23 protein-coding genes are annotated in these 21049 nt (G+C 60.9%); 5 read left to right on the forward strand and 18 right to left on the reverse strand.

Going from position 1 to position 21049, the window contains the following annotated elements:
* The first annotated feature begins 43 nt into the window (after positions 1-43).
* Both recR and HX839_RS21995 read left to right on the forward strand, forming a co-directional pair.
* Positions 44-646, forward strand: coding sequence for a recombination mediator RecR (recR, locus tag HX839_RS21990; protein WP_003219049.1), 603 nt, complete (start codon positions 44-46; stop codon positions 644-646).
* Positions 647-846: 200 nt separating this feature from the next.
* On the forward strand, positions 847-1995 hold the full coding sequence (locus tag HX839_RS21995; RefSeq protein ID WP_003219047.1) for an acyl-CoA dehydrogenase family protein: 1149 nt from the start codon (positions 847-849) through the stop codon (positions 1993-1995).
* Between the two features lie 94 nt (positions 1996-2089).
* Here the strand turns inward: HX839_RS21995 and HX839_RS22000 are convergent, their stop codons facing one another.
* Together HX839_RS22000 and fnr are read right to left on the reverse strand one after the other, a co-directional pair.
* Complete coding sequence (locus tag HX839_RS22000) at positions 2090-2638, reverse strand: adenine phosphoribosyltransferase (protein WP_003219046.1); 549 nt, start codon at positions 2636-2638, stop codon at positions 2090-2092.
* An 80-nt stretch (positions 2639-2718) separates the two neighbouring features.
* Complete coding sequence (gene fnr / locus HX839_RS22005) at positions 2719-3453, reverse strand: fumarate/nitrate reduction transcriptional regulator Fnr (RefSeq protein WP_003219044.1); 735 nt, start codon at positions 3451-3453, stop codon at positions 2719-2721.
* A 154-nt stretch (positions 3454-3607) separates the two neighbouring features.
* Between fnr and HX839_RS22010 the strand changes: the two genes are divergently transcribed.
* Positions 3608-4084, forward strand: a complete 477-nt coding sequence (locus HX839_RS22010; RefSeq protein ID WP_102368378.1) for a hypothetical protein — start codon at positions 3608-3610, stop codon at positions 4082-4084.
* A gap of 7 nt (positions 4085-4091) precedes the next feature.
* Here the strand turns inward: HX839_RS22010 and hemN are convergent, their stop codons facing one another.
* From hemN to HX839_RS22050, 8 genes are all read right to left on the reverse strand, one after another.
* Positions 4092-5474 (reverse strand): oxygen-independent coproporphyrinogen III oxidase, encoded by a 1383-nt coding sequence (gene hemN, locus HX839_RS22015; RefSeq protein ID WP_177067684.1) that lies wholly within the window; start codon positions 5472-5474, stop codon positions 4092-4094.
* Positions 5475-5577: 103 nt separating this feature from the next.
* Positions 5578-6261: a sulfite exporter TauE/SafE family protein gene (locus tag HX839_RS22020; protein ID WP_003219035.1), complete on the reverse strand. Its 684-nt coding sequence runs from the start codon at positions 6259-6261 to the stop codon at positions 5578-5580.
* Positions 6254-6472, reverse strand: a complete 219-nt coding sequence (ccoS, locus tag HX839_RS22025) for a cbb3-type cytochrome oxidase assembly protein CcoS (RefSeq protein WP_003219033.1) — start codon at positions 6470-6472, stop codon at positions 6254-6256. Before ccoS ends, HX839_RS22020 begins: the two co-directional genes overlap by 8 nt.
* Positions 6473-6494: 22 nt before the next feature.
* Positions 6495-8945 carry a heavy metal translocating P-type ATPase gene (locus HX839_RS22030; protein WP_177067685.1) on the reverse strand — a complete coding sequence of 817 codons (2451 nt, stop codon included), beginning with the start codon at positions 8943-8945 and terminating at the stop codon, positions 6495-6497.
* Between the two features lie 135 nt (positions 8946-9080).
* Positions 9081-9620: a FixH family protein gene (locus tag HX839_RS22035; protein ID WP_008437568.1), complete on the reverse strand. Its 540-nt coding sequence runs from the start codon at positions 9618-9620 to the stop codon at positions 9081-9083.
* A 14-nt stretch (positions 9621-9634) separates the two neighbouring features.
* Positions 9635-11050: a cytochrome c oxidase accessory protein CcoG gene (ccoG, locus tag HX839_RS22040; protein WP_003219028.1), complete on the reverse strand. Its 1416-nt coding sequence runs from the start codon at positions 11048-11050 to the stop codon at positions 9635-9637.
* Between the two features lie 207 nt (positions 11051-11257).
* Positions 11258-11668 carry a type II toxin-antitoxin system VapC family toxin gene (locus HX839_RS22045; protein ID WP_087694843.1) on the reverse strand — a complete coding sequence of 137 codons (411 nt, stop codon included), beginning with the start codon at positions 11666-11668 and terminating at the stop codon, positions 11258-11260.
* The gene (locus tag HX839_RS22050) at positions 11668-11922 is read right to left on the reverse strand and encodes a type II toxin-antitoxin system Phd/YefM family antitoxin (RefSeq protein ID WP_003219024.1); all 255 of its coding nucleotides are present in this window, start codon (positions 11920-11922) and stop codon (positions 11668-11670) included. The genes HX839_RS22045 and HX839_RS22050 overlap by 1 nt, the downstream gene beginning before the upstream one ends.
* An 880-nt stretch (positions 11923-12802) precedes the next feature.
* Between HX839_RS22050 and HX839_RS22055 the strand changes: the two genes are divergently transcribed.
* The gene (locus HX839_RS22055; protein ID WP_177067686.1) at positions 12803-13237 is read left to right on the forward strand and encodes a hypothetical protein; all 435 of its coding nucleotides are present in this window, start codon (positions 12803-12805) and stop codon (positions 13235-13237) included.
* A gap of 92 nt (positions 13238-13329) precedes the next feature.
* Here the strand turns inward: HX839_RS22055 and ccoP (HX839_RS22060) are convergent, their stop codons facing one another.
* From ccoP (HX839_RS22060) to ccoN (HX839_RS22095), 8 genes are all read right to left on the reverse strand, one after another.
* Positions 13330-14307 carry a cytochrome-c oxidase, cbb3-type subunit III gene (gene ccoP, locus HX839_RS22060; protein WP_177019528.1) on the reverse strand — a complete coding sequence of 326 codons (978 nt, stop codon included), beginning with the start codon at positions 14305-14307 and terminating at the stop codon, positions 13330-13332.
* Positions 14304-14489, reverse strand: a complete 186-nt coding sequence (locus tag HX839_RS22065; protein WP_008437575.1) for a CcoQ/FixQ family Cbb3-type cytochrome c oxidase assembly chaperone — start codon at positions 14487-14489, stop codon at positions 14304-14306. The genes ccoP (HX839_RS22060) and HX839_RS22065 overlap by 4 nt, the downstream gene beginning before the upstream one ends.
* Positions 14490-14494: 5 nt before the next feature.
* Positions 14495-15103: a cytochrome-c oxidase, cbb3-type subunit II gene (gene ccoO, locus HX839_RS22070; RefSeq protein WP_003193167.1), complete on the reverse strand. Its 609-nt coding sequence runs from the start codon at positions 15101-15103 to the stop codon at positions 14495-14497.
* Positions 15103-16545, reverse strand: a complete 1443-nt coding sequence (gene ccoN / locus HX839_RS22075) for a cytochrome-c oxidase, cbb3-type subunit I (RefSeq protein ID WP_003219015.1) — start codon at positions 16543-16545, stop codon at positions 15103-15105. The genes ccoO (HX839_RS22070) and ccoN (HX839_RS22075) overlap by 1 nt, the downstream gene beginning before the upstream one ends.
* 473 nt (positions 16546-17018) lie before the next feature.
* Positions 17019-17966, reverse strand: a complete 948-nt coding sequence (gene ccoP, locus HX839_RS22080) for a cytochrome-c oxidase, cbb3-type subunit III (protein WP_003219014.1) — start codon at positions 17964-17966, stop codon at positions 17019-17021.
* Positions 17963-18169, reverse strand: coding sequence for a cbb3-type cytochrome c oxidase subunit 3 (locus HX839_RS22085; protein WP_003219012.1), 207 nt, complete (start codon positions 18167-18169; stop codon positions 17963-17965). The genes ccoP (HX839_RS22080) and HX839_RS22085 overlap by 4 nt, the downstream gene beginning before the upstream one ends.
* 3 nt (positions 18170-18172) lie before the next feature.
* The gene (ccoO, locus tag HX839_RS22090) at positions 18173-18781 is read right to left on the reverse strand and encodes a cytochrome-c oxidase, cbb3-type subunit II (RefSeq protein ID WP_003219010.1); all 609 of its coding nucleotides are present in this window, start codon (positions 18779-18781) and stop codon (positions 18173-18175) included.
* A gap of 10 nt (positions 18782-18791) precedes the next feature.
* Positions 18792-20216, reverse strand: a complete 1425-nt coding sequence (ccoN, locus tag HX839_RS22095) for a cytochrome-c oxidase, cbb3-type subunit I (protein ID WP_003219009.1) — start codon at positions 20214-20216, stop codon at positions 18792-18794.
* Between the two features lie 79 nt (positions 20217-20295).
* Here ccoN (HX839_RS22095) and HX839_RS22100 point away from each other — a divergent pair, with 79 nt between their 5' ends.
* Positions 20296-20985: an alpha/beta family hydrolase gene (locus tag HX839_RS22100; RefSeq protein WP_177067687.1), complete on the forward strand. Its 690-nt coding sequence runs from the start codon at positions 20296-20298 to the stop codon at positions 20983-20985.
* Positions 20986-21049: the final 64 nt, after the last annotated feature.

Consider the following 21049-nt stretch of genomic DNA (forward strand, 5'->3'; position numbering starts at 1 on the left):
GCGGGTATAAACCGCGTCTCGTTGTTTTGTCGGACCTTTCCCCATGAGCTTCAGCCCCCTGATTCGTCAACTGATCGACGCCCTGCGCACTTTGCCGGGCGTGGGCCAGAAAACCGCCCAGCGCATGGCGCTGCAACTGCTGGAGCGTGATCGCAGCGGCGGCTCCCGACTGGCCCAGGCCCTGAGCCAGGCGATGGAAGGGGTCGGCCACTGCCGCCAGTGCCGCACCCTGACCGAGGAAGAGCTGTGCCCGCAATGCGCCGACCCGCGTCGCGACGACACGCTGCTGTGCGTGGTCGAAGGGCCGATGGATGTCTACGCGGTGGAGCAGACCGGTTACCGCGGGCGCTACTTTGTGCTCAAGGGCCACCTGTCGCCGCTGGACGGGCTGGGGCCGGAGGCGATTGGTATTCCGCAACTGGTGACGCGGATCGAGGAGCAGGGCACGTTCGTCGAGGTGATCCTGGCCACCAACCCTACGGTGGAAGGCGAAGCGACGGCCCATTACATCGCCCAGCTGCTGACCAACAAAGGCCTGATTACCTCGCGCATCGCCCACGGCGTGCCGCTGGGTGGCGAGCTGGAACTGGTGGATGGCGGGACCCTGGCGCATTCGTTTGCCGGACGTAAGCCGATCGCCCTATAACAAACACCGCAGAACAAAATGTGGGAGCGGGCTTGCTCGCGAATGCGGTGGTTCAGTCAATGCATCTGGCGACTGATACACCGCATTCGCGAGCAAGCCCGCTCCCACATTTGTTTTGTGGCGTTCACGAGTCTTTCCTCTTGCTTGATAACCAAGCAAGCGCTTGGTAAGTTCGCTCTACCGTCCCGTGGAGCTTGCCGATGTCTGCCTATCAGGAATACTTCGACCCCAGCCACCAATTGGTCCGCGACAGCGTGCGTCGTTTCGTCGAGCGCGAGATGTTGCCGGGCATCGAGCAGTGGGAGGAAGCGGAAAGCTTCCCCCGGGAGCTGTACCTCAAGGCCGGTGCGGCGGGGATCCTGGGCATCGGTTACCCCGAAGCCCTTGGAGGCAGCCACGAAGGTGACCTGTTCGCCAAGGTCGCGGCCAGCGAAGAACTGATGCGCTGCGGCTCCGGCGGAGTAGTGGCAGGGTTGGGCTCGCTGGATATCGGCTTGCCGCCCATCGTCAAATGGGCCCGGCCCGAGGTGCGAGATCGTGTGGCGCCGCAGGTGTTATCCGGCGAGAAGATCGCCGCCCTGGCGGTCACCGAGCCCGGTGGCGGCTCCGATGTCGCCAGCCTGCAGACCCGTGCTGTGCGCGACGGCGACCATTACCGTGTCAGCGGCAGCAAAACCTTTATCACCAGCGGCCAGCGTGCCGACTTCTACACCGTCGCCGTGCGTACCGGTGGGCCGGGCTTTGCCGGCATCAGCCTGTTGTTGATCGAAAAGGGCACGCCTGGTTTCACCACCGGTACACCGCTGAAGAAAATGGGCTGGTGGGCGTCGGACACTGCCGAATTATTCTTCGATGATTGCCGCGTACCCGTAGGCAATCTGATCGGCGCCGAGAACATGGGTTTCGCCTGCATCATGGGCAACTTCCAGAGCGAGCGCCTGGCCCTGGCCCTGATGGCCAATATGACTGCGCAGATGGCCCTGGAGGAAAGCCTGAAGTGGGCGGCCCAGCGCGAGGCCTTCGGCAAACCCATCGGCAAGTTCCAGGTGCTCAAGCATCGCCTTGCGGAAATGGCCACGGCGGTGGAGGTCTCGCGGGAATTCACCTACCGCCAGGCCGCCAAGATGGCCGCGGGCAAGAGTGTGATCAAGGAGATCTCGATGGCCAAGAACCTCGCCACCGACACCGCCGACCGCGTGACCTTTGATGCCGTGCAGATCCTCGGCGGCCAGGGCTACATGCGCGGAAACCTGGTGGAGCGGCTGTATCGCGACAACCGCATCCTGTCCATCGGTGGCGGGACTCGGGAAGTGATGAACGAAATCATCAGCAAGCAGATGGGCTTGTAGAAAGCGCTTTTGTGGCGAGGGAGCTGTGGCGAGGGAGCTCCCTCGCCACACAAGCTCCCTGCCACACAAGCTCACTCGCCACACGAATCCCGGGTTATTGGTCTGTCAGGGCAAACTGCGTCAGGCAGAACGTCGCAATGCCCATGTCTTCCAGGCGCTGGGACCCACCCAGCTCCGGCAGGTCAATGATCGCCGCCGCTTCGAAAATCCGTGCGCCCATGCGCCGCGCCAGGTTGGCCGCTGCGATCAGCGTGCCGCCGGTGGCGATCAGGTCATCGAACATCAGTACCGAATCACCTTCACACAGGCTGTCGGCGTGCACTTCCAGGAAGGCTTCGCCGTATTCGGTCTGGTAACTCTCGGCCAGCACGTCAGCCGGCAATTTGCCTTGCTTGCGGAACAGGATCAGCGGTTTGTTCAACTGATAGGCAATGATCGAACCGATCAAGAAGCCTCGGGCATCCATCGCGCCGATGTGGGTGAAGTCGGCTTCGACGTAGCGGTGTACGAAGGTGTCGGCCACCAGGCGCAAGGCCTTGGGCGACTGGAACAGCGGCGTGATATCGCGAAAGATCACCCCAGGCTTGGGGAAGTCGATGACTGGGCGAATCAGGGATTTGATGTCGAACGAATCGAAGACCATCGTCGAGGAGTCCTGGGGAGGAAAGCGGACTCGAAGTATACCTGCGGCCCAGCCGATTGGCTCGGCCGCAAGCGTCTGGATCAACCGTCGAGCGAACCGCCAGCCAATGCGCAGAGCTGGATCGGGTCGAGGATATGCACTTCCTTGCCTTCGGCCGCAATCAACTCGTTCTGCTGGAAGCGGGTGAATACCCGGGACACGGTTTCCACCGCCAGGCCCAGGTAGTTGCCGATTTCGTTGCGCGACATGCTCAGGCGGAACTGGTTGGCCGAGAAACCCCGCGCGCGGAAACGTGCGGAGAGGTTGACCAGGAAAGTGGCAATACGCTCGTCGGCGGTTTTCTTCGACAACAGCAGCATCATCTGTTGGTCGTCGCGGATTTCCCGGCTCATCACGCGCATCAACTGGCGACGCAATTGCGGCAGCTGCAGGGCCAGTTCATCCAGGCGTTCGAACGGGATTTCACACACCGATGTGGTTTCCAGGGCCTGGGCCGACACGGGGTGAATCTCAGTGTCCATGCCCGACAGTCCGACCAGTTCGCTCGGCAGGTGGAAGCCGGTGATCTGTTCTTCGCCGCCATCGCTCAGGCTGAAGGTTTTCAGCGCGCCAGAACGTACTGCATAAACGGAGTCAAACTTGTCGCCCTGGCGAAACAGGAACTCGCCTTTTTTCAGTGGGCGACCGCGTTTAACGATCTCGTCCAGCGCTTCCATGTCTTCCAGATTCAACGAAAGTGGCAGGCACAGGGGGGCCAGGCTGCAATCCTTGCAATGAGCCTGGCTATGAGCGCGCAGTTTAACTGGCTCGGACATTTCTTAAATCCTTGTGGGAAAACACACATAAGACGTAAGGGTACCGCACTGGGGGACGATCAGGCCAGCGTGTACAAAAAAGCAGCAGCGGTATAAAGAATTTTGTATCGAGGTCGATACAAGATTGTCACTCCTAGAGCTGGAGGCTCAGATCATGCTTTCCATTGGCGCAACCAACCCTGCCATTGTTTCTTCGCTAACCGTGCCTGATGCGAAAAAAGACCCCGCTGCAGACGATAAAGACCAAGCGTCTTCGACCAATCGGGCCACTGACACCAAGCCCCAAGGACTGGTGGTGGATATCTCGGGGGCGGGGCTGAAAGCCTCCAAGGCCAGCACCAACTCCAACAAGGACATTGACGACAGCAACCTGAAAGACAACATCAAGCAGCTGTTGAAAATGATTCGCGAGATGAGAAAACAGCTCGCCGAGAAGATGGCTCAGCTCTCAGCTGCCATGTCCGACGCCTCAAAGACCCCGCAGGCAAGGCAGGCCAGAGTGGCCGCCTTGCAGAGTGATATCGCGACATTGCAGGCCGGCTTGATGACGGCCCAATCGCAGTTGACCAAGGCCTTGAAGGACGAGTCTCCCGAGTCGCAGCTGGAAGCGATGGCCCTGCTGGCGAAGTAGGACAGGTTCAGATTACCCGCGAAAATCGTTGCCGATTCTGGTGCTCCAGATAGGCATCGAACACCATGCACACCGAGCGTACCAGCAGGCGTCCCGCCGGCAATACGCGGGTGCCCTGTGGGTCGAGTTCGATCAGTCCGTCCTCGGTCATCGCCTCCAGTTGCGGCCAGAGCTCGTCGAAATAGCCGCGAAAATCGATGTTGAAGGCCTGTTCGATCTTCTCGAAATTCAGGCTGAACGTGCAGATCAACTGCTGGATCACTTCCCGGCGCAACCGGTCATCCGTGGTGCATAACAATCCACGGCTGGTGGCCAGTTGCGCGCCGGCGAGGGCGTTCTGGTAGTGGTTCAGGTCGCTGCTGTTCTGGCAGTACAGGTCGCCGATCTGGCTGATCGCCGACACCCCAAGCCCGATCAAATCGCAATGCCCGTGGGTGGTGTAGCCCTGGAAGTTGCGTTGCAGCGTGCCTTCTTCCTGGGCGACGGCCAATTCGTCGTCCGGCAGGGCAAAGTGGTCCATGCCGATGTAGCGGTAGCCCGCCCGGGTCAACTGCTCGATGGTGGTTTGCAGCATCAGCAGTTTTTCCGCCGGGGAGGGCAGGTCGTCGGTGTTGATCCGTCGCTGGGGCATGAACCGTTCCGGCAGGTGTGCGTAGTTGAACACCGAGAGGCGGTCCGGTTGCAGGCTGATGACTTCTTCCACGGTGCGTGCGAAATTCAGCGGTGTCTGCTTGGGCAAACCGTAGATCAGGTCGATATTGATCGAACGAAACTGCAGGGTGCGCGCTGCGTCGATCACTGCGCGGGTTTCTTCCAGGCTTTGCAGGCGGTTCACCGCACGCTGCACTTCGGGGTCCAGGTCCTGCAGGCCGATACTGACGCGGTTGAACCCCAGTTCACGCAGCAGGCCCATGGTCGCCCAGTCGGCTTCCCGTGGGTCGATTTCAATCCCGTAGTCGCCGGAGTCATCGTCCAGCAGGTTGAAGTGCTGGCGCAGGCGGCCCATGACCTGACGCAGCTCGTCATGGCTGAGAAAGGTCGGGGTGCCGCCGCCGAAGTGCAGCTGCTCCACCGGCTGTTTGGGGTCGAGGTGGCACGCCACCAACTGGATTTCCTGCTCCAGGCGTTGCAGATAGGCGTGAGCCCGGCCGCGATCCTTGGTGATGACCTTGTTGCAGGCGCAGTAGTAGCAAATGTTGGCGCAAAACGGCACATGCACATACAGCGACAGGGGCCGTACGGCCTTGCGGCTGTCGCGCAGGGCGTGGAGCAGGTCGAAGGTGCCGACCTGGCTGTCGAATTGTACGGCGGTGGGGTACGAGGTATAGCGTGGCCCCGCCAGGTCGTAGCGGTGAATCAGATCAGTGTCCCAACGAATGGCGTCGAGCATGCGGGCGTTCCCCCGGATAGGCTAGTGGGCCGAGTCTAGGGGCTGGGTGGGGAAGCCATCTTGATTTGCATCAACGGGGAGCGGCGCTATGCCACATGGCGATCTAGTGGCCCATCAGCCAGTGCTGGTGCGGCCCGGGCAAGGTCCAGATGCCGAACAGCATGACCAGCAGGCCACCGGCCATCCGCACGCTGCGTTTGCGCAATAACGCGGTGACTCGATCAGCGGCTAAGCCCGTGGCCAGCAGTACCGGCCAGGTGCCAAGGCCAAACGCGAGCATCAGCACCGCACTGTCCAGCGCATTGCCCTGGCTGGCCGCCCACAGCAACGTGCTGTAGACCAACCCGCACGGCAACCAGCCCCAGAGCGCACCCAGCAGCAACGCCCGGGGCAGGCTGGACACCGGCAGCAAACGGTTGGCAACCGGCTGGATATGCCGCCACAGGCCGCGCCCGAGGCTTTCGATACGGGTCAGGCCGCTCCACCAGCCGGCCAGGTACAAGCCCATGCAGATCAGCAACAGCCCGGCGAGGATGCGCATGAACATCGCTGCCGGACTGTTGGCCACGGCCCAGCCGGCCAGGCCGATCAGCAAGCCGGCGGTGGCGTAGCTGAGGATGCGCCCCAGGTTGTAGGCCAGCAGCAGGCGAAAGCGCCGACTGCGTTGCTCCTTGGGAATCGCCAGGGTCAGCGCGCCCATCAGGCCGCCACACATACCCAGGCAATGGCCGCCGCCCAGCAGGCCGAGGATCACCGCCGAGACCAGCAGGGGCGCCAGTTCAAGCATGGGGCGGATCTTTCGGCTTGGGCGGTTGTTCAGGGCCGTTGGCTTCATCGACGGCCGCCAGGTGGTTCGGGTCCTGGTCATCGAACAGCACGCTGTGGGCCGGGCCATCGAGGTCGTCGTACTGGCCGCTGTCCACCGCCCAGAAGAAGATGTAAATGGCGATGGCCACGATCAACAGCGCCGCCGGGATCATCACGTAAAGAGCTGGCATCTGCACTCCATGCCCGCGCGGCTCATGCCGGCAGCGGGCGGGTTACGGGGGCGGGGCTCACGGCTGGCGTGCTCGGCATGCGAGTCAGGCGCAGGGCATTGAGCACCACGGTCAACGAACTGAGGGACATGCCGATCGCCGCCCAGATGGGAGTGATCCAGCCGAGGGCGGCAAACGGCAACATCAGGCCATTGTACAGCCCGGCCCACAGCAGGTTTTCAATGATTACCCGGCGGGTGCGCCGGGCCAGGGTAAAGGCTTGCACCAGGGCGTCGAGGCGGTTCGACAGCAACACCGCGTCGGCGCTGGTCTTGGCCAGGTCGGTGGCCGAGCCCATGGCCACGCTGATATCGGCGGCGGCCAGCACCGGCACATCGTTGACGCCATCGCCGAGCATCAGCACCTTGCGGCCTTCCTTGTGCAACTGTTGCAGCATTTGCAGCTTGTCATCGGGGCGCAGGCCGCCATGGGCTTCGTCGATGCCCAGCTCGGCGGCGACACTGGCAACCATCGGCGAGCTGTCTCCCGACAGCAGCAACGTGCGCCAGCCGCGTGCCTTGCAGGCGGCGAGCAAGGCGGGCGCGTCGCTGCGCAGGCGGTCATCCAGGACAAACCAGGCCAGGGCGCCGTCGGTGTCGCCCAGCAGCAGCCATTGGCCGGCTTCCTTCGGCGAGGCGGGGAGGGCGCAGCCGCTCAGTTCGCAGACAAAACCCGGCTGGCCAATGCGCAACCGGCGGTCACCGACGCGGCCTTCCAGGCCCAGGCCCGGCGTGCTGAGCACTTCATCCGCCGCCAACGGCGCGCGGCCGAATGCGCGGGCGATCGGATGTTCCGAACGTTGCTCCAGCGCCGCCGCAAGGCTCAGGCACTCGTCGCTGCCCAGCAGGCTCAACGGGCGGATCGCGCGCAACGCCAGGCGACCTTCGGTAAGGGTGCCGGTCTTGTCGAAAATCACCGTGTCGATCTGGTTCAGGCCTTCCAGCACGTGGCCGCGGGTCAGCAGCAGGCCGAGTTTGTGCAGGGTGCCGGTGGCTGCCGTCAGGGCGGTGGGTGTTGCCAGTGAGAGGGCGCAAGGGCAGGTCGCAACCAGCATCGCCAGGACGATCCAGAACGCCCGTGACGAATCCAGCTCCCACCACACCAGGCCGATGACCGCAGCGGCGACCAATGAGCACAACAGGAACCATTGGGCGGCGCGGTCGGCGATCTCCGCCAGCCGGGGTTTCTCCGCCTGGGCCCGCTCCAGCAGGCGCACGATGGCCGACAGGCGCGTGTCGTGGCCCAGGGCGCGGACTTCGACGGTCAGCGCACCTTCGACGTTGAGGGTGCCGGCAGTGACGGCATCGCCGACCTGGCGTGGTTGCGGCAGGTACTCGCCGGTCAGCAGCGATTCGTCGATGCTCGACTGGCCGTCGAGGATGATGCCGTCTGCCGGCAGCACCGCCCCCGGATGCGCCAGTACCCGGTCGCCCAGGGCCAGTTCGCTGAGCAGGATCCGTTCACTTTGCCCGTCGGCACTCATGCGCAGGCACGAGGCTGGCAACAGGTTGACCAACTGCGCGGTGGCTGCCGCCGTACGTTCCCGGGCGCGACGCTCTAGGTAGCGCCCAGCCAGCAGGAACAGGGCAAACATGCCGACTGCATCGAAATACAGTTCGCCGGTGCCGGTGATGGCGGTCCAGATTCCGGCCAGGTAGGCACCGCCAATGGCCAGGGACACCGAAACATCCATGGTCAGGTGGCGGGTGCGCAGGTCGCGCATCGCCCCCTTGAAAAACGGTGCGCAGCTGTAGAACACGATGGGCGTTGTCAGAAACATCGCGACCCAGCGCAGGATCACGTGCAGCTCCGGGCTCAGGTCGATATTGAATTCCGGCCAGGTGGCCATCGTCGCCATCATCGCCTGGAACCACAGCAGCCCGGCCACCCCCAGTTGACGCAGGGCCAGGCGGTTTTCGCTGGCCAGTTGTTCAGCGGCACGGTCGGCTTGATACGGGTGGGCGGCGTAGCCGATGTAGCGCAACTCGCCGAGCAGTTGGCTCAGTGGCAGTTGCCCATCGGCCCAACGCACGTGCAGGCGGTGGTTGGACAGGTTCAGCCGCGCCTCGGCCACGGCGGGCAGGCTGCGCAGGTGTTTTTCGATCAGCCAGCCACAGGCGGCGCAACTGATGCCTTCCATCAACAGTGTGGCTTGCGACAGGTCACCGTCGTGGCGCACGAAAGGCTTTTGCACATCGGCACGGTCATACAGCGCCAGCTCGTCCACCAGTTGCACCGGCAGCGCCTCGGGGTTGGCCGAGGCTTCGCTGCGGTGCTGGTAATAGCTTTCCAGGCCACCGGCGACAATCGCCTCGGCCACCGCCTGGCAGCCCGGGCAGCACAGCTCGCGGGGCTCGCCGAGGATCACGGCAGTGAACCGGCTGCCGGGCGGCACGGGCAGGGCGCAGTGGTAGCAGGGGATCGGGGTGGTCATGGCTCAGTTCCGATGATCGTTCCCACGCTCTGCGTGGGAACGCTTCGCTGGACGCTCCGCGTCCGCTCTTGTGACGCGGAGCGTCACGGGATGCATTCCCACGCAGAGCGTGGGAACGATCAAACAGGTGACGCTCTATTTTTTCAGGTCTTCAGCACCCTGCAGCGGCTCGTCGCCCAGCAGCAAGTCCTTGTCATGGCTGACCTGTTCTTCTTCAAACATACGCCAGGTCCGGTCGCCTTCCACCCCTAGCAGCTCGACGAAGCGGCGGCCTTCGACCTTGTCGGTCACCTGGCCGATGTAGCGGCCGGGCTCGCTGTCGCTGCGGGTCAGGATGATCTTGCGATCCTTCTCCGGCTGGGTCGGCGAAATCAGGTTCAGCTCCAGGGTGCCGGGCCCGCTGTTGCCGGTCAGGTGCAATTCGACTTCGCCGGTCAACTCGTCCAGGTGCACCTTGGCCCGCAGTTGCAGAGTCTGGGCCAGCAGTTCGCGGTCCAGGGAACGGTTGATGCCTTTGCCGGCCTCGTAATAGTTGTCGTTGACCAGGTTGTCGGGGTTGTTCACCGCGATGGTCACCATGGACAAGGTCAACGTCACCGAGCAGGTCAGGATCCCAATGATGATCCAGGGCCAAAGGTGCTTGTACCAGGGGCTTGCGGCAGTAGCTGCGGGCATTGTTCGGCTCTCTATTAACGGACTTGTGGGCCGATGAATCGGCTCTTGGCTTCAATGTGGACGCTGTCGTCATCGGCATCCCTGAGGATGAATTTCACCTCGTTGGTGCTCGACGGCAGTTGTTCCGGTGCGCTCGACAACTCCACCGGCATGCTGAAGATTTCCCCGGCCGCTACCTTGATCTCGCGCCGGCCTTGCAGCTTGAGGTCTGGCAGGCCTGCGGCGTCAAGCACGTAGGTGTGGTCGCGCTGGTCCTTGTTCATGATCTTCAGGCTGTAGACGTTTTCGATCCGGCCCTCGGCGTTTTCGCGGTACAGCACGCGGTCCTTGCTGACGTCGAAACCCACCAGCGAGCGCACGAAGAAGGCGGCCACCAACAGGCTGATCATCGCCAGCAGCACCAGGGCATAACCGATCAGGCGCGGGCGCAGCTTATGGGTTTTCTGCCCGGACAGGTTGTGCTCGGTGGTGTAGCTGATCAGCCCGCGCGGGTATTCCATCTTGTCCATGATGTTGTCGCAGGCGTCGATGCAGGCCGCGCAGCCGATGCATTCAATCTGCAGGCCGTCACGGATGTCGATGCCGGTAGGGCACACCTGCACGCACATCGTGCAATCGATGCAGTCCCCCAAGCCCTGGGCCTTGTAGTCGATACCTTTTTTGCGCGGCCCACGGACTTCGCCACGGCGCGGGTCGTAGGAAACGATCATCGTGTCCTTGTCGAACATCACGCTCTGGAAACGCGCATACGGGCACATGTAGATGCACACCTGCTCGCGCAGCCAGCCGGCGTTGCCGTAGGTGGCGAGGGTGAAGAAGCCGACCCAGAAATACGACCAGCCATCCGCCTGGCCGGTGAAGAAATCGAACACCAGTTCACGGATCGGCGAGAAGTAGCCGACAAAGGTCATGCCGGTGACGAAGCCGATGATCAGCCACAGGCTGTGCTTGCCGAACTTGCGCAGGAACTTGTTGGCGCTCATCGGCGCCTTGTCCAGCTTGATGCGCTGGTTGCGGTCGCCTTCGGTGACCTTTTCGCACCACATGAAGATCCAGGTCCACACGCTTTGCGGGCAGGTGTAGCCGCACCAGACGCGGCCGGCATACACGGTGATGAAGAACAGGCCAAACGCCGCCACGATCAGGATGCCCGACAGCAGGATGAAATCCTGGGGCCAGAAAGTCGCGCCAAAAATGAAGAATTTACGCTCCGGCAGGTTCCACCAGACAGCCTGGTGGCCACCCCAGTTCAGCCACACGGTGCCGAAGTAGAGCAGGAACAAACCGGCCCCCCCGAGCATCCGCAGATTGCGGAACAAACCGGTGAAGGCACGGGTGTAGATTTTCTCCCGCGATGCGTAGAGATCGACGGTGTTATTCGAATTTTTGGCAGGCGGAGTAACGTCATGTACCGGAATCTGGTTGCTCATCATTGCATCCCACGGCAGTGGAGATTTGCCTCGGCCAGTACGTGCCAGCCGGGGTCAAAATAGGGGTGTTGCAGTGGCCTAATGATACGCCCCTGATACCCTTCGACGGGTGCGACCTTTGGTCGCGTTGGGGGAAATCAATTGATGGTGTACGTGATCTGGGTCAATTGACTTGTGAAGTATGGACGGTTTTTTCAGCCTTACCGGTCATTCGTCCCATGGATTGATCAGCGCGACGCCGCTGGATTGAAAGTCGCCAGTGTTGCGCGTGACCACTGTCAGCCCATGAACCAGCGCGGTTGCAGCGATCAGCGCGTCACTTTCGTTGGCTTGGTCTGGCACATGCAAGCTGGCACAGCGCAGGGCAACTGCTGCATCAATCGGCAGGATTCTGGCATCAAACGCCGGCATGACATGGCGCTTGAGCCATGTGCGCAAAACCTTCCCCTGGGCGGGATCACGCCGCTCCATTCGCAGGACTCCTGTTTCCAGTTCCTTCAAGGTAATGGCCGAAATATACATCCGTGGCGCGATGACACTTTTGGCCCAGGCGACGACCTTGGCATCGGCCTGGGGTTTGCGCAGTTCAGAGATGACGTTGGTGTCGAGTAGATACATCAAGTGAAGTCCACGGGTCGATGAGTGATCACGGCGCGTTCGGTTTCGAACTCGATATCTGCCGCTTCTGGCATCACCAACAGGTCAACGATGTCGGCATTGAGGCCTGTCAGTTTTTGGTAGTCCTCAATGCTTAGCAGTACATGGGCAGGCTTGCCCCGGTCAGTGATAAAAACCGGGCCTTGGCGGGCGGCTTTTTTGGCACCGCTTGTGTCTTGATTGAATTCACGGCTGGAAATGGTGGTGATGGTCATGGGGGCTAACCTCCGTATGGAGTACGAATGTAGTCACGTTACTACCTGCGGTTTTCTTGATCAATCTCAAATGTAGATGCGTTGCTGGCGGTGACGACTTTTTCGACTTGAAAACAAAACGGCCCCGCCAATCTCCACTGGCGGGGCCGTTTTTTTTCACCGCTTTTCCTCACACGGCGTCTGGCGGCTTGTTCCCATGGGACAGTCCGAAACATACGCCGCCAGCAAGTGCACCTTGCCGTTTCCCTTGCGACTTCCTGGTGTTGAGTAAGTAAATCAGGAGAGGTCTACGGGCCGGTGTGGTGGCGTTTTTATAACTGCTTTTTGCGCTGTTAAATAACCTACAACGATTGGTTAGGAAGCTGACGCTTCTGCGATATCAGTTCTTAGGCCCAAACGAGCCTTTGTTTACACAGAATGAAACGTTTGTTGTAGGAACGCTGATCGCGTTATTGCCACGCAGGAAATGCCGACGTTGAGATCAAGTCTGGATCAGTGTTCGGCAATGTTTTGTAGCAGCGCGTAGCGTTACCACGATGAAACCTTTGATGAGCAATTGTTGAACGTTATGCCTAGGTCTCTTGCGCGCCGATAAATTTATTTTGTTTTGACGTTATTCAAATCGAGGAAACCAATGACCATTCAACGTGCTAATGACACGCATAATGTTGGAGCCGTTCCACCATCGGCTTCGACGCTGCCAGTATCCTCTGGCATCAGCGTAGAGCAATTCAGTAGTTGAAATGATTATCGGGTGGCCGACCGTCTACTCAGAAACTTTGATAAGTATGCCGACCCTGCGCAACCAGACTACATCACCCGCGACTCTCTACGACAGGTAGCGTATGCCTCTGCGCAGAGTGGCTACAGCAGTGACGACATGAATTTCGCCCGTTCGCTGCTGGAAAATCCTGTACTCATGGAGAAACTCGATGGGTACGGAAAGCATAAGCACGATGGCAAAATCGATCGTGAAAGTATCATAACCGTGGGTCAGAATATGGGGTTTCCCCTGGCCACGATGAGTGATAAAGAACTGGCGCAAAAGCTCCTGAATGAATATGACACCTATTACCCGGAGCGCGGTTGGGGTGGGATTGATCGCAGGGAGGGTGTGACTTACGCTTCACTGAAGAACATCGCGGATGGGACGCGTCATGATCGCGGCCCAGATGAAGCGATGGTCGCGCGGGAAATCTTGAGTCGTCCTGAGTTAGTGGCACAGTTAGGACTGACGGATTGGTCTAAATCGGCTGATCGGGGGGCGATCAACGCTGCTATTAAAAGAGTGGACCAAGTGCATGAAGAACGGTAACGCCTCGTCCTCGGGGTAAGTTGAGTTCCACCAATGCCCATTACCAAAGCCCCGCGCAGCATTGGCTGCGCGGGGCTTTTTGGTTTTAATGCTTACTGCTCCTCAGCTGCCTTGTCTCCATGGGACAGGCTGTAAACATACGCCGCCAGCAAGTGCACCTTGTCATTGCCCTGCAACTGCTCCTGCGCAGGCATCTGGCCCTGACGGCCATAACGGATGGTCTGCTGCAGTTGCGCGAAGCTCGAGCCGTAGATGAACGCGCCAGGGTGGGTCAGGTCAGGTGCACCCATGGCGGGGGTACCTTTACCGGCGGGACCGTGGCACGCCACGCAGTTGGCGGCGAAGAGTTTCTCGCCGTTGGCCACGTCTGCCTTCGCGCCTTCCGGCAATTTGCGGCCATCGAGGTTGGTCACCACAAAGCCGGCCACATCGGCCACGCCTTGCTCGCCAATGACTTCGGCCCACGCCGGCATCACCGCGTGGCGGCCCTTCATGATGGTTTCCTTGATGGTGGCCGGGTCGCCGCCCCAGCGCCAGTCGGCGTCGGTCAGGTTGGGGAAGCCGTAGGCACCCTTGGCGTCGGAACCGTGGCACACCGAGCAGTTGGAGGCGAACAGGCGGCCACCCATCTTCAAGGCTTGCGGGTCCTTGGCCACTTCTTCGATCGGCATGGCGGCGAACTTGGCGAAGATCGGCCCGAACCGGGCGTCCGACTTGGCCATTTCCTTTTCCCATTCGTGCACGCCGGTCCAGCCGGTCTGGCCATTGGCAAACGGGGTTTGCTTGTCGTTGTCGAGGTAGCTGTAGCCCGGCAGCAGGCCTTTCCAGTTGCCCAGGCCAGGGTACAGCGCCAGGTAACCGAGGGCGAAGATGATGGTGCCGACGAACAGCATGAACCACCATTTGGGCAGCGGGTTGTCGTACTCCTCGATGCCGTCGAACGAGTGGCCGACGGTTTCATCGGTTTGCTCGGCGCGCTGGCCCTTGCGGGTCGACAGCAGCAGCCAGGTCAGGGCGAAAATGGTACCCAGACTGAGGACTGTGACGTACAGACTCCAGAACGTAGTCATTCTTTGTTACTCCTAGACGCTTCTACGACGTGCTTGATGGCTTCGGGATCATCCGCGAAGGGCAGCAACGTCGCGTCTTCAAACTCCGACTTGCGTTTGGGGCTGAACACCCACAAGGCCAGGCCGATAAAGGCCACCATCACGACAACGGTGCCCAGGCCTCGAATCATCCCGATATCCATCCAGATCACCGTTTGCTTTTGATGATGGTGCCAAGGCCTTGCAAGTAGGCCACCAGTGCGTCCATTTCGGTCTTGCCCTTCACGGCCGCTGCCGCGCCGGCGATGTCTTCGTCGGTGTAGGGCACGCCCAGGGTGCGCAAGACTTCCATCTTCTTGGCGGTGTCCTTGCCGTCGAGTTTGTTTTCGACCAGGAACGGGTACGCCGGCATTTTCGATTCGGGCACCACGTTGCGCGGGTTGTACAAGTGCGCACGCTGCCAGTCATCGGAGTAACGACCGCCGACCCGGGCCAGGTCCGGGCCGGTACGCTTGGAACCCCACAGGAATGGGTGGTCCCACACGCTTTCACCGGCGACCGAGTAGTGGCCGTAGCGTTCGGTTTCGGCACGGAACGGGCGGATCATCTGCGAATGGCAGCCGACACAACCGTTGGCGATGTAGACGTCGCGGCCTTCCAGTTCAAGGGCGGTGCGCGGCTTCATGCCTTCCACCGGCTTGTTGGTCACGTCCTGGAAAAACAGCGGAACGATCTGGGTCAGGCCGCCGATACTCACGGCGATGACCATGAAGAAGGCCAGCAGGCCGATATTCTTCTCGACTACTTCATGCTTCATCAGTGAGCTCCCACAACGGCGATCTTGGTAGCGGCTTCGGCTTCTACAGGGTCGGAGGCACGCACGGTGCGCCACACGTTGTAGGCCATGAACAGCATGCCGCTGGCAAAGATCGCACCGCCCAGGGCGCGCACGATGTAACCCGGATGGCTGGCTTGCAGCCCTTCGACGAAGGAGTAGGTGAGGGTGCCGTCATCGTTGATTGCACGCCACATCAGGCCCTGGGTGATGCCGTTGACCCACATCGAGGCGATGTAGAGCACGGTACCGATGGTGGCCAGCCAGAAGTGCGTGTTGATCAGGCTGACGCTGTGCATCTGCGCACGGCCGAACAGTTTCGGGATCATGTGGTACAGCGCGCCGATGGAAATCATCGCTACCCAACCGAGGGCGCCGGCGTGTACGTGGCCGATGGTCCAGTCGGTGTAGTGGGACAGCGAGTTGACCGTCTTGATGGCCATCATCGGGCCTTCGAAGGTCGACATGCCGTAGAACGCCAGGGAGACCACCAGGAACCGCAGGATCGGGTCGGTGCGCAATTTATGCCAGGCGCCCGACAGGGTCATCATGCCGTTGATCATGCCGCCCCAGCTTGGCGCGAGCAGGATGATCGACATCGCCATGCCCAGGGACTGGGCCCAGTCCGGCAATGCGGTGTAGTGCAGGTGGTGCGGACCGGCCCAGATGTACAGGGTGATCAGGGCCCAGAAGTGCACGATGGACAGGCGATAGGAGTAGATCGGACGCTCGGCCTGTTTCGGCACGAAGTAGTACATCATCCCCAGGAAGCCGGTGGTGAGGAAGAAACCTACGGCGTTGTGGCCGTACCACCACTGGATCATTGCGTCCGTCGCACCGGCGTAGGCCGAGTAGGACTTGAAGAAGCTGACCGGCAAGGACGCATGGTTGACGATATGCAGCATCGCCGTCACCAGGATAAACGCCCCGTAGAACCAGTTGCCGACATAGATGTGCTTGGTCTTGCGCTTGACGATGGTGCCGAAGAACACCACTGCGTAGGTCACCCAGACAATCGCCAGCAAAATGGCGATCGGCCATTCCAGCTCGGCGTATTCCTTGGTGGTGGTGTAGCCCAGCGGCAGGGTGACGATCGCGCCCACGATGACCGCTTGCCAACCCCAGAAGGTAAAGGCCGCCAGTGCATCGGAAATCAGTCGCGTTTGGCAGGTTCGCTGCACGACGTAGTAAGAAGTGGCAAACAGTGCACATCCACCGAAGGCGAAAATCACCAGGTTGGTGTGCAACGGGCGCAGGCGTCCAAATGTCGTCCATGGCAGGCCAAAATTCAACTCTGGCCAAACCAGTTGCGAGGCAATGAAAACGCCGAGCCCCATGCCAAGGATCCCCCAGACCACCGTCATGATGGCGAACTGGCGGACTACCTTATAGTTATAAGCAGTCGGACTGATTGCTGTGCTCATTCTAAGGTTCCACGGTTTAGTTTTTTTATAGGGTAAAAATCGGTCGCAAGTATGGAGAAAGCAAGATTCCATTGCAACGCAAGGTGACCTGCGTCAATGCGTTCCAAACCAGATTCTGCGCCCTTTCCATGTTTGGCGTAAGGACAAAATTCAGGGTTAAAAGCTGACGACTTGGACAGGATTTTAAACGGGTCGAAGGTACTTGTAACTGAGTGTGTGTAAACAAGCAGCTCGGGTGACGAATGGCCAGTGGCACGACAGCCGGTAAGTACCAGCCTTTGCGCCTGTCATCGAGCAGAAATGTTTCAACCCATCGAGTGCAAGTCGGCCGTCGACCGGCCAATGCCAGTCCACTGTGCAAACAAGCGTAGACCCGAATGGCAGGAGGGGAAAGTCAGCGATCGGAAGGGTGCGACAATGGGTCGCAAAAAAAGCCGCGCCTGAATCAGGCGCGGCTTTTGGGGGGTGCAGGATTACTCGGGTTGGCTGTCAGGCGTTGCGCCATCAGCATTGTGGGACAGGCTGTAAACATAGGCGGCCAGCAGGTGCACCTTGTCATTGCCTTGCAGTACTTCCTGCGCAGGCATCTGGCCCTGGCGGCCGTGGCGAATGGTCTGCTGCAACTGCGCCAGGCTGGTGCCGTAGATAAAGCCGCCTGGCTGCGTCAGGTTCGGCGCGCCCATGGCTTCCACGCCATGGCCTTCCGGCCCGTGGCAGGCGACACAGGTGGTGCTGAATGCCACCTGGCCCGCGGCGACATCCGCAGTGCTGTCAGCCGGCAGCGGCAGGCCCGCCAATTCATGACGCACATAGGCTGCGACGTTCTTCACACCGTCCTCACCCAGCACTTCACCCCAGGCCGGCATCGCGGCATGACGGCCATTCATGATGGTCATCTTGATTGCATCCGCCGAACCGCCCCAGCGCCAGATGTTGTCTGCCAGGTTCGGGAAGCCGTAGGCGCCCTTGGCGTCCGAGCCATGGCACACCGCGCAGTTGGAGGCGAACAGGCGGCCGCCCATTTTCAGCGCCTGCGGGTCCTTGGCAACTTCTTCCACCGGCATGGCCGCGAATTTGGCGAAGATCGGTCCGAATTTGGCGTCGGCCTTGGCCATTTCCTTGTCCCATTCCTTGGTCTGGGTCCAGCCATCTTCATAGCCCGGCAACACGCCTTTCCAGTTGCCCAGGCCCGGGTAGAGGATCAGGTAGCCGACGGCAAACACCAGGGTGCCGGCGAACAGCATGAACCACCATTGTGGCAGCGGGTTGTCGTACTCCTCGATCCCGTCGAAGGCGTGGCCCATGGTCTGGTCCACGCTGCCCTTGGTCTCGCCCTTGCGGGTGCCGATCAACAGCCAGGTCAGGCCGATCAGGCTGCCGAGGGTCAGTACACAGATCCATGTACTCCAGAAGGTAGTCATGGCCGGTTGCTCCTTGTTGCAGGCTCTTCTTGAGCGTCGGGGGTTGGCGGTAGCGGTTCATCGGCAAACGGCAGCAGGCACGCCTCGGCGAACTCTGCGTTGCGCCGGGAGTTGAACACCCACAGCGACAGGCCGATGAAGGCGATGGCCACGACCAGCGTGCCAAGGCCGCGGATGGTTCCAGCATCGAATTCAAATCCCATGGCTCACCTCTTGCTCTTGATGGCAGTGCCGAGCACTTGCAGGTACGAAACCAGCGCGTCCATCTCGGTCTTGCCCTTGAGGGAGGCCACGGCACCGGCGATGTCGTCGTCGGTGTACGGCACGCCGAGGGTGCGCATCACCTTGAGCTTGGTCTCGGTGTGGCTGCTGTCGACCGGGGCGGTGACCAGCCATGGGTACGCCGGCATCTTCGATTCCGGTACCACGTTGCGCGGGTTGTACAAGTGCGCGCGGTGCCAGTCGTCCGAGTAGCGCGCGCCGACGCGGGCCAGGTCCGGCCCGGTACGCTTGGAGCCCCACAGGAAGGGGTGATCCCACACGCTTTCACCGGCCACCGAGTAGTGGCCATAACGCTCTGTTTCGGCGCGGAACGGGCGGATCATCTGCGAATGGCACTGTACGCAGCCTTCGCGGATATAGATGTCGCGACCTTCCAGTTGCAGCGCGGTGTAGGGCTTCATGCCTTCCACCGGCTTGTTGGTCACATCCTGGAAGAACAGCGGCACAATCTGGGTCAGGCCGCCGATACTCACGGCGAGCACCATCAGCAGCATCAGCAGGCCGACGTTCTTTTCAATGGTTTCGTGTTTCATCATCGACTCCTCAGGCCATCTGCGCCGCAGCGGCGACTTCGGCGGGTTGTGCCGAACGCACGGTGCGCCAAGTGTTGTAAGCCATCAGGAACATGCCGCTGAGGAAGATCGCCCCGCCCACCAGTCGCACGATGAAGCCTGGGTGGCTGGCCACCAGGGTTTCGACGAAGGAGTAGGTCAAGGTGCCGTCTTCGTTGACCGCACGCCACATCAGGCCCTGGGCGATGCCGTTGACCCACATCGAGGCGATGTAGAGCACGGTGCCGATGGTGGCCAGCCAGAAGTGCGCGTTGATCAGGCCGAGGCTGTACATCTGCTCGCGACCGAAGATTTTCGGGATCATGTGATACAGCGCGCCGATGGAGATCATCGCTACCCAACCCAGCGCCCCGGCGTGTACGTGGCCGATGGTCCAGTCGGTGTAGTGGGAGAGGGCGTTGACCGTCTTGATCGCCATCATCGGCCCTTCAAAGGTCGACATGCCGTAGAAGGCCAGGGAAACCACCAGGAATCGCAGGATCGGGTCGCTGCGCAACTTATGCCAGGCGCCCGACAGGGTCATCATCCCGTTGATCATCCCGCCCCAGCTCGGTGCCAGCAGTACCAGCGACATCACCATGCCCAGGGACTGTGCCCAGTCCGGCAGCGCGGTGTAGTGCAAGTGGTGCGGGCCGGCCCAGATGTACAGGGTGATCAGTGCCCAGAAGTGCACGATGGACAGGCGATAGGAATACACCGGACGTTCGGCCTGTTTCGGCACGAAGTAGTACATCATCCCCAGGAAGCCGGCGGTGAGGAAAAAGCCTACCGCGTTATGCCCGTACCACCACTGCACCATGGCATCCGTCGCACCGCCGTACAGCGAGTAGGACTTGGTCAGGCTGACCGGGATTTCCAGGTTGTTGACGATATGCAGGATCGCTACGGTGATGATGAACGCACCGAAGAACCAGTTACCGACGTAGATGTGCTTGGTGTTGCGCTTCATCACCGTGCCGAAGAACACGATGGCATAGGCCACCCAGACGATGGTGATCAGGATGTCGATCGGCCATTCCAGCTCGGCGTATTCCTTGGAGCTGGTGTAGCCCAGCGGCAAGGTGATCGCGGCCAGCACAATCACCAGCTGCCAGCCCCAGAAGCAGAACTGCGCGATCTTTGGCGCGAACAATTGGGTCTGGCAGGTGCGTTGCACCGAGTAGAAGGAGCTGGCAAACAGCGCGCAACCGCCAAAGGCAAAGATCACCGCGTTGGTGTGCAGCGGGCGCAAGCGGCCGAAACTGGTCCAGGGCAAATTGAAGTTGAGTTCGGGCCATACCAACTGGGCAGCGAGAAAAACCCCGAGCCCCATGCCGACGATGCCCCACACCACCGTCATAATGGCGAATTGGCGGACCACCTTGTAGTTATAGGCGGTACTTAAAGTAGTGTTCATGGTTCCCCATCCACGGTTCAACCCAAGCAAATGCGGCACTTGGGCTGGAGTTATAGGCAGACTAAAAAGCGAGGCAAGCATGGGCAAAGAGCACAAGGCCAGTATTGACGGGGATCAATGGGCGCAGTGTGTGCGGGAACGCGGCTGGTTGTGGAATGCCGCGACAGGGTCTATCGCGCGTACGCCCGCGACGCTGATCCTGGCCCACGGCGCGGGCGCGCCAATGGACTCGGGCTTTATGGAAGACATGGCTGCACGCCTTGCCGGGCATGGCGTGAACGTATTGCGCTTCGAGTTTCCGTACATGGCCCAGCGTCGTGTGGATGGCGGTAAACGTCCGCCGAACCCGGCGCCGAAACTGCTGGAATGCTGGCGTGAGGTGTATGCCGAGGTGCGACGTCATGTCGCTGGGAAACTGGCGGTGGGCGGCAAGTCCATGGGCGGGCGGATGGCCAGTTTACTGGCGGATGAATTGGGCGCGGATGCGCTGGTGTGCCTGGGTTATCCGTTTTATGCGGTGGGCAAACCGGAGAAACCCCGGACCGAGCATCTGGCCGGGCTGAAGACGCCGACGTTGATTGTGCAGGGCGAGCGGGATGCGCTGGGCAATCGGGCGGCGGTGGAAGGGTATGTGTTGTCGCCGGGTATCGAGGTGATGTGGCTGGTGGCGGGGGATCATGATTTGAAGCCGTTGAAGGCTTCCGGGTTTAGTCATGAGCAGCATCTGGAGGCTGCGGCGGTGAAGGTGGCCGGGTTTCTCGGCGCCTGATAGGGCCCTTTCGCGAGCAAGCCCGCTCCCACATTTGAAATGCATTCCAAATGTGGGAGCGGGC

The sequence above is a fragment of the Pseudomonas sp. I8001 genome (genome assembly GCF_013385345.1).
Lineage (GTDB): Bacteria > Pseudomonadota > Gammaproteobacteria > Pseudomonadales > Pseudomonadaceae > Aquipseudomonas.

Excerpts from the sequence above, each read along its gene's own strand:
- recR (WP_003219049.1), top strand. The coding sequence starts at position 44 with ATGAGCTTCAGCCCCCTGATTCGTCAACTGATCGACGCCCTGCGCACT.
- HX839_RS21995 (WP_003219047.1), top strand. The coding sequence starts at position 847 with ATGTCTGCCTATCAGGAATACTTCGACCCCAGCCACCAATTGGTCCGC.
- HX839_RS22000 (WP_003219046.1), bottom strand. The coding sequence starts at position 2,638 with ATGGTCTTCGATTCGTTCGACATCAAATCCCTGATTCGCCCAGTCATC.
- fnr (WP_003219044.1), bottom strand. The coding sequence starts at position 3,453 with ATGTCCGAGCCAGTTAAACTGCGCGCTCATAGCCAGGCTCATTGCAAG.
- HX839_RS22010 (WP_102368378.1), top strand. The coding sequence starts at position 3,608 with ATGCTTTCCATTGGCGCAACCAACCCTGCCATTGTTTCTTCGCTAACC.
- hemN (WP_177067684.1), bottom strand. The coding sequence starts at position 5,474 with ATGCTCGACGCCATTCGTTGGGACACTGATCTGATTCACCGCTACGAC.
- HX839_RS22020 (WP_003219035.1), bottom strand. The coding sequence starts at position 6,261 with ATGCTTGAACTGGCGCCCCTGCTGGTCTCGGCGGTGATCCTCGGCCTG.
- ccoS (WP_003219033.1), bottom strand. The coding sequence starts at position 6,472 with ATGCCAGCTCTTTACGTGATGATCCCGGCGGCGCTGTTGATCGTGGCC.
- HX839_RS22030 (WP_177067685.1), bottom strand. The coding sequence starts at position 8,945 with ATGACCACCCCGATCCCCTGCTACCACTGCGCCCTGCCCGTGCCGCCC.
- HX839_RS22035 (WP_008437568.1), bottom strand. The coding sequence starts at position 9,620 with ATGCCCGCAGCTACTGCCGCAAGCCCCTGGTACAAGCACCTTTGGCCC.
- ccoG (WP_003219028.1), bottom strand. The coding sequence starts at position 11,050 with ATGAGCAACCAGATTCCGGTACATGACGTTACTCCGCCTGCCAAAAAT.
- HX839_RS22045 (WP_087694843.1), bottom strand. The coding sequence starts at position 11,668 with ATGTATCTACTCGACACCAACGTCATCTCTGAACTGCGCAAACCCCAG.
- HX839_RS22050 (WP_003219024.1), bottom strand. The coding sequence starts at position 11,922 with ATGACCATCACCACCATTTCCAGCCGTGAATTCAATCAAGACACAAGC.
- HX839_RS22055 (WP_177067686.1), top strand. The coding sequence starts at position 12,803 with ATGAATTTCGCCCGTTCGCTGCTGGAAAATCCTGTACTCATGGAGAAA.
- ccoP (WP_177019528.1), bottom strand. The coding sequence starts at position 14,307 with ATGACTACGTTCTGGAGTCTGTACGTCACAGTCCTCAGTCTGGGTACC.
- HX839_RS22065 (WP_008437575.1), bottom strand. The coding sequence starts at position 14,489 with ATGGATATCGGGATGATTCGAGGCCTGGGCACCGTTGTCGTGATGGTG.
- ccoO (WP_003193167.1), bottom strand. The coding sequence starts at position 15,103 with ATGAAGCATGAAGTAGTCGAGAAGAATATCGGCCTGCTGGCCTTCTTC.
- ccoN (WP_003219015.1), bottom strand. The coding sequence starts at position 16,545 with ATGAGCACAGCAATCAGTCCGACTGCTTATAACTATAAGGTAGTCCGC.
- ccoP (WP_003219014.1), bottom strand. The coding sequence starts at position 17,966 with ATGACTACCTTCTGGAGTACATGGATCTGTGTACTGACCCTCGGCAGC.
- HX839_RS22085 (WP_003219012.1), bottom strand. The coding sequence starts at position 18,169 with ATGGGATTTGAATTCGATGCTGGAACCATCCGCGGCCTTGGCACGCTG.
- ccoO (WP_003219010.1), bottom strand. The coding sequence starts at position 18,781 with ATGAAACACGAAACCATTGAAAAGAACGTCGGCCTGCTGATGCTGCTG.
- ccoN (WP_003219009.1), bottom strand. The coding sequence starts at position 20,216 with ATGAACACTACTTTAAGTACCGCCTATAACTACAAGGTGGTCCGCCAA.
- HX839_RS22100 (WP_177067687.1), top strand. The coding sequence starts at position 20,296 with ATGGGCAAAGAGCACAAGGCCAGTATTGACGGGGATCAATGGGCGCAG.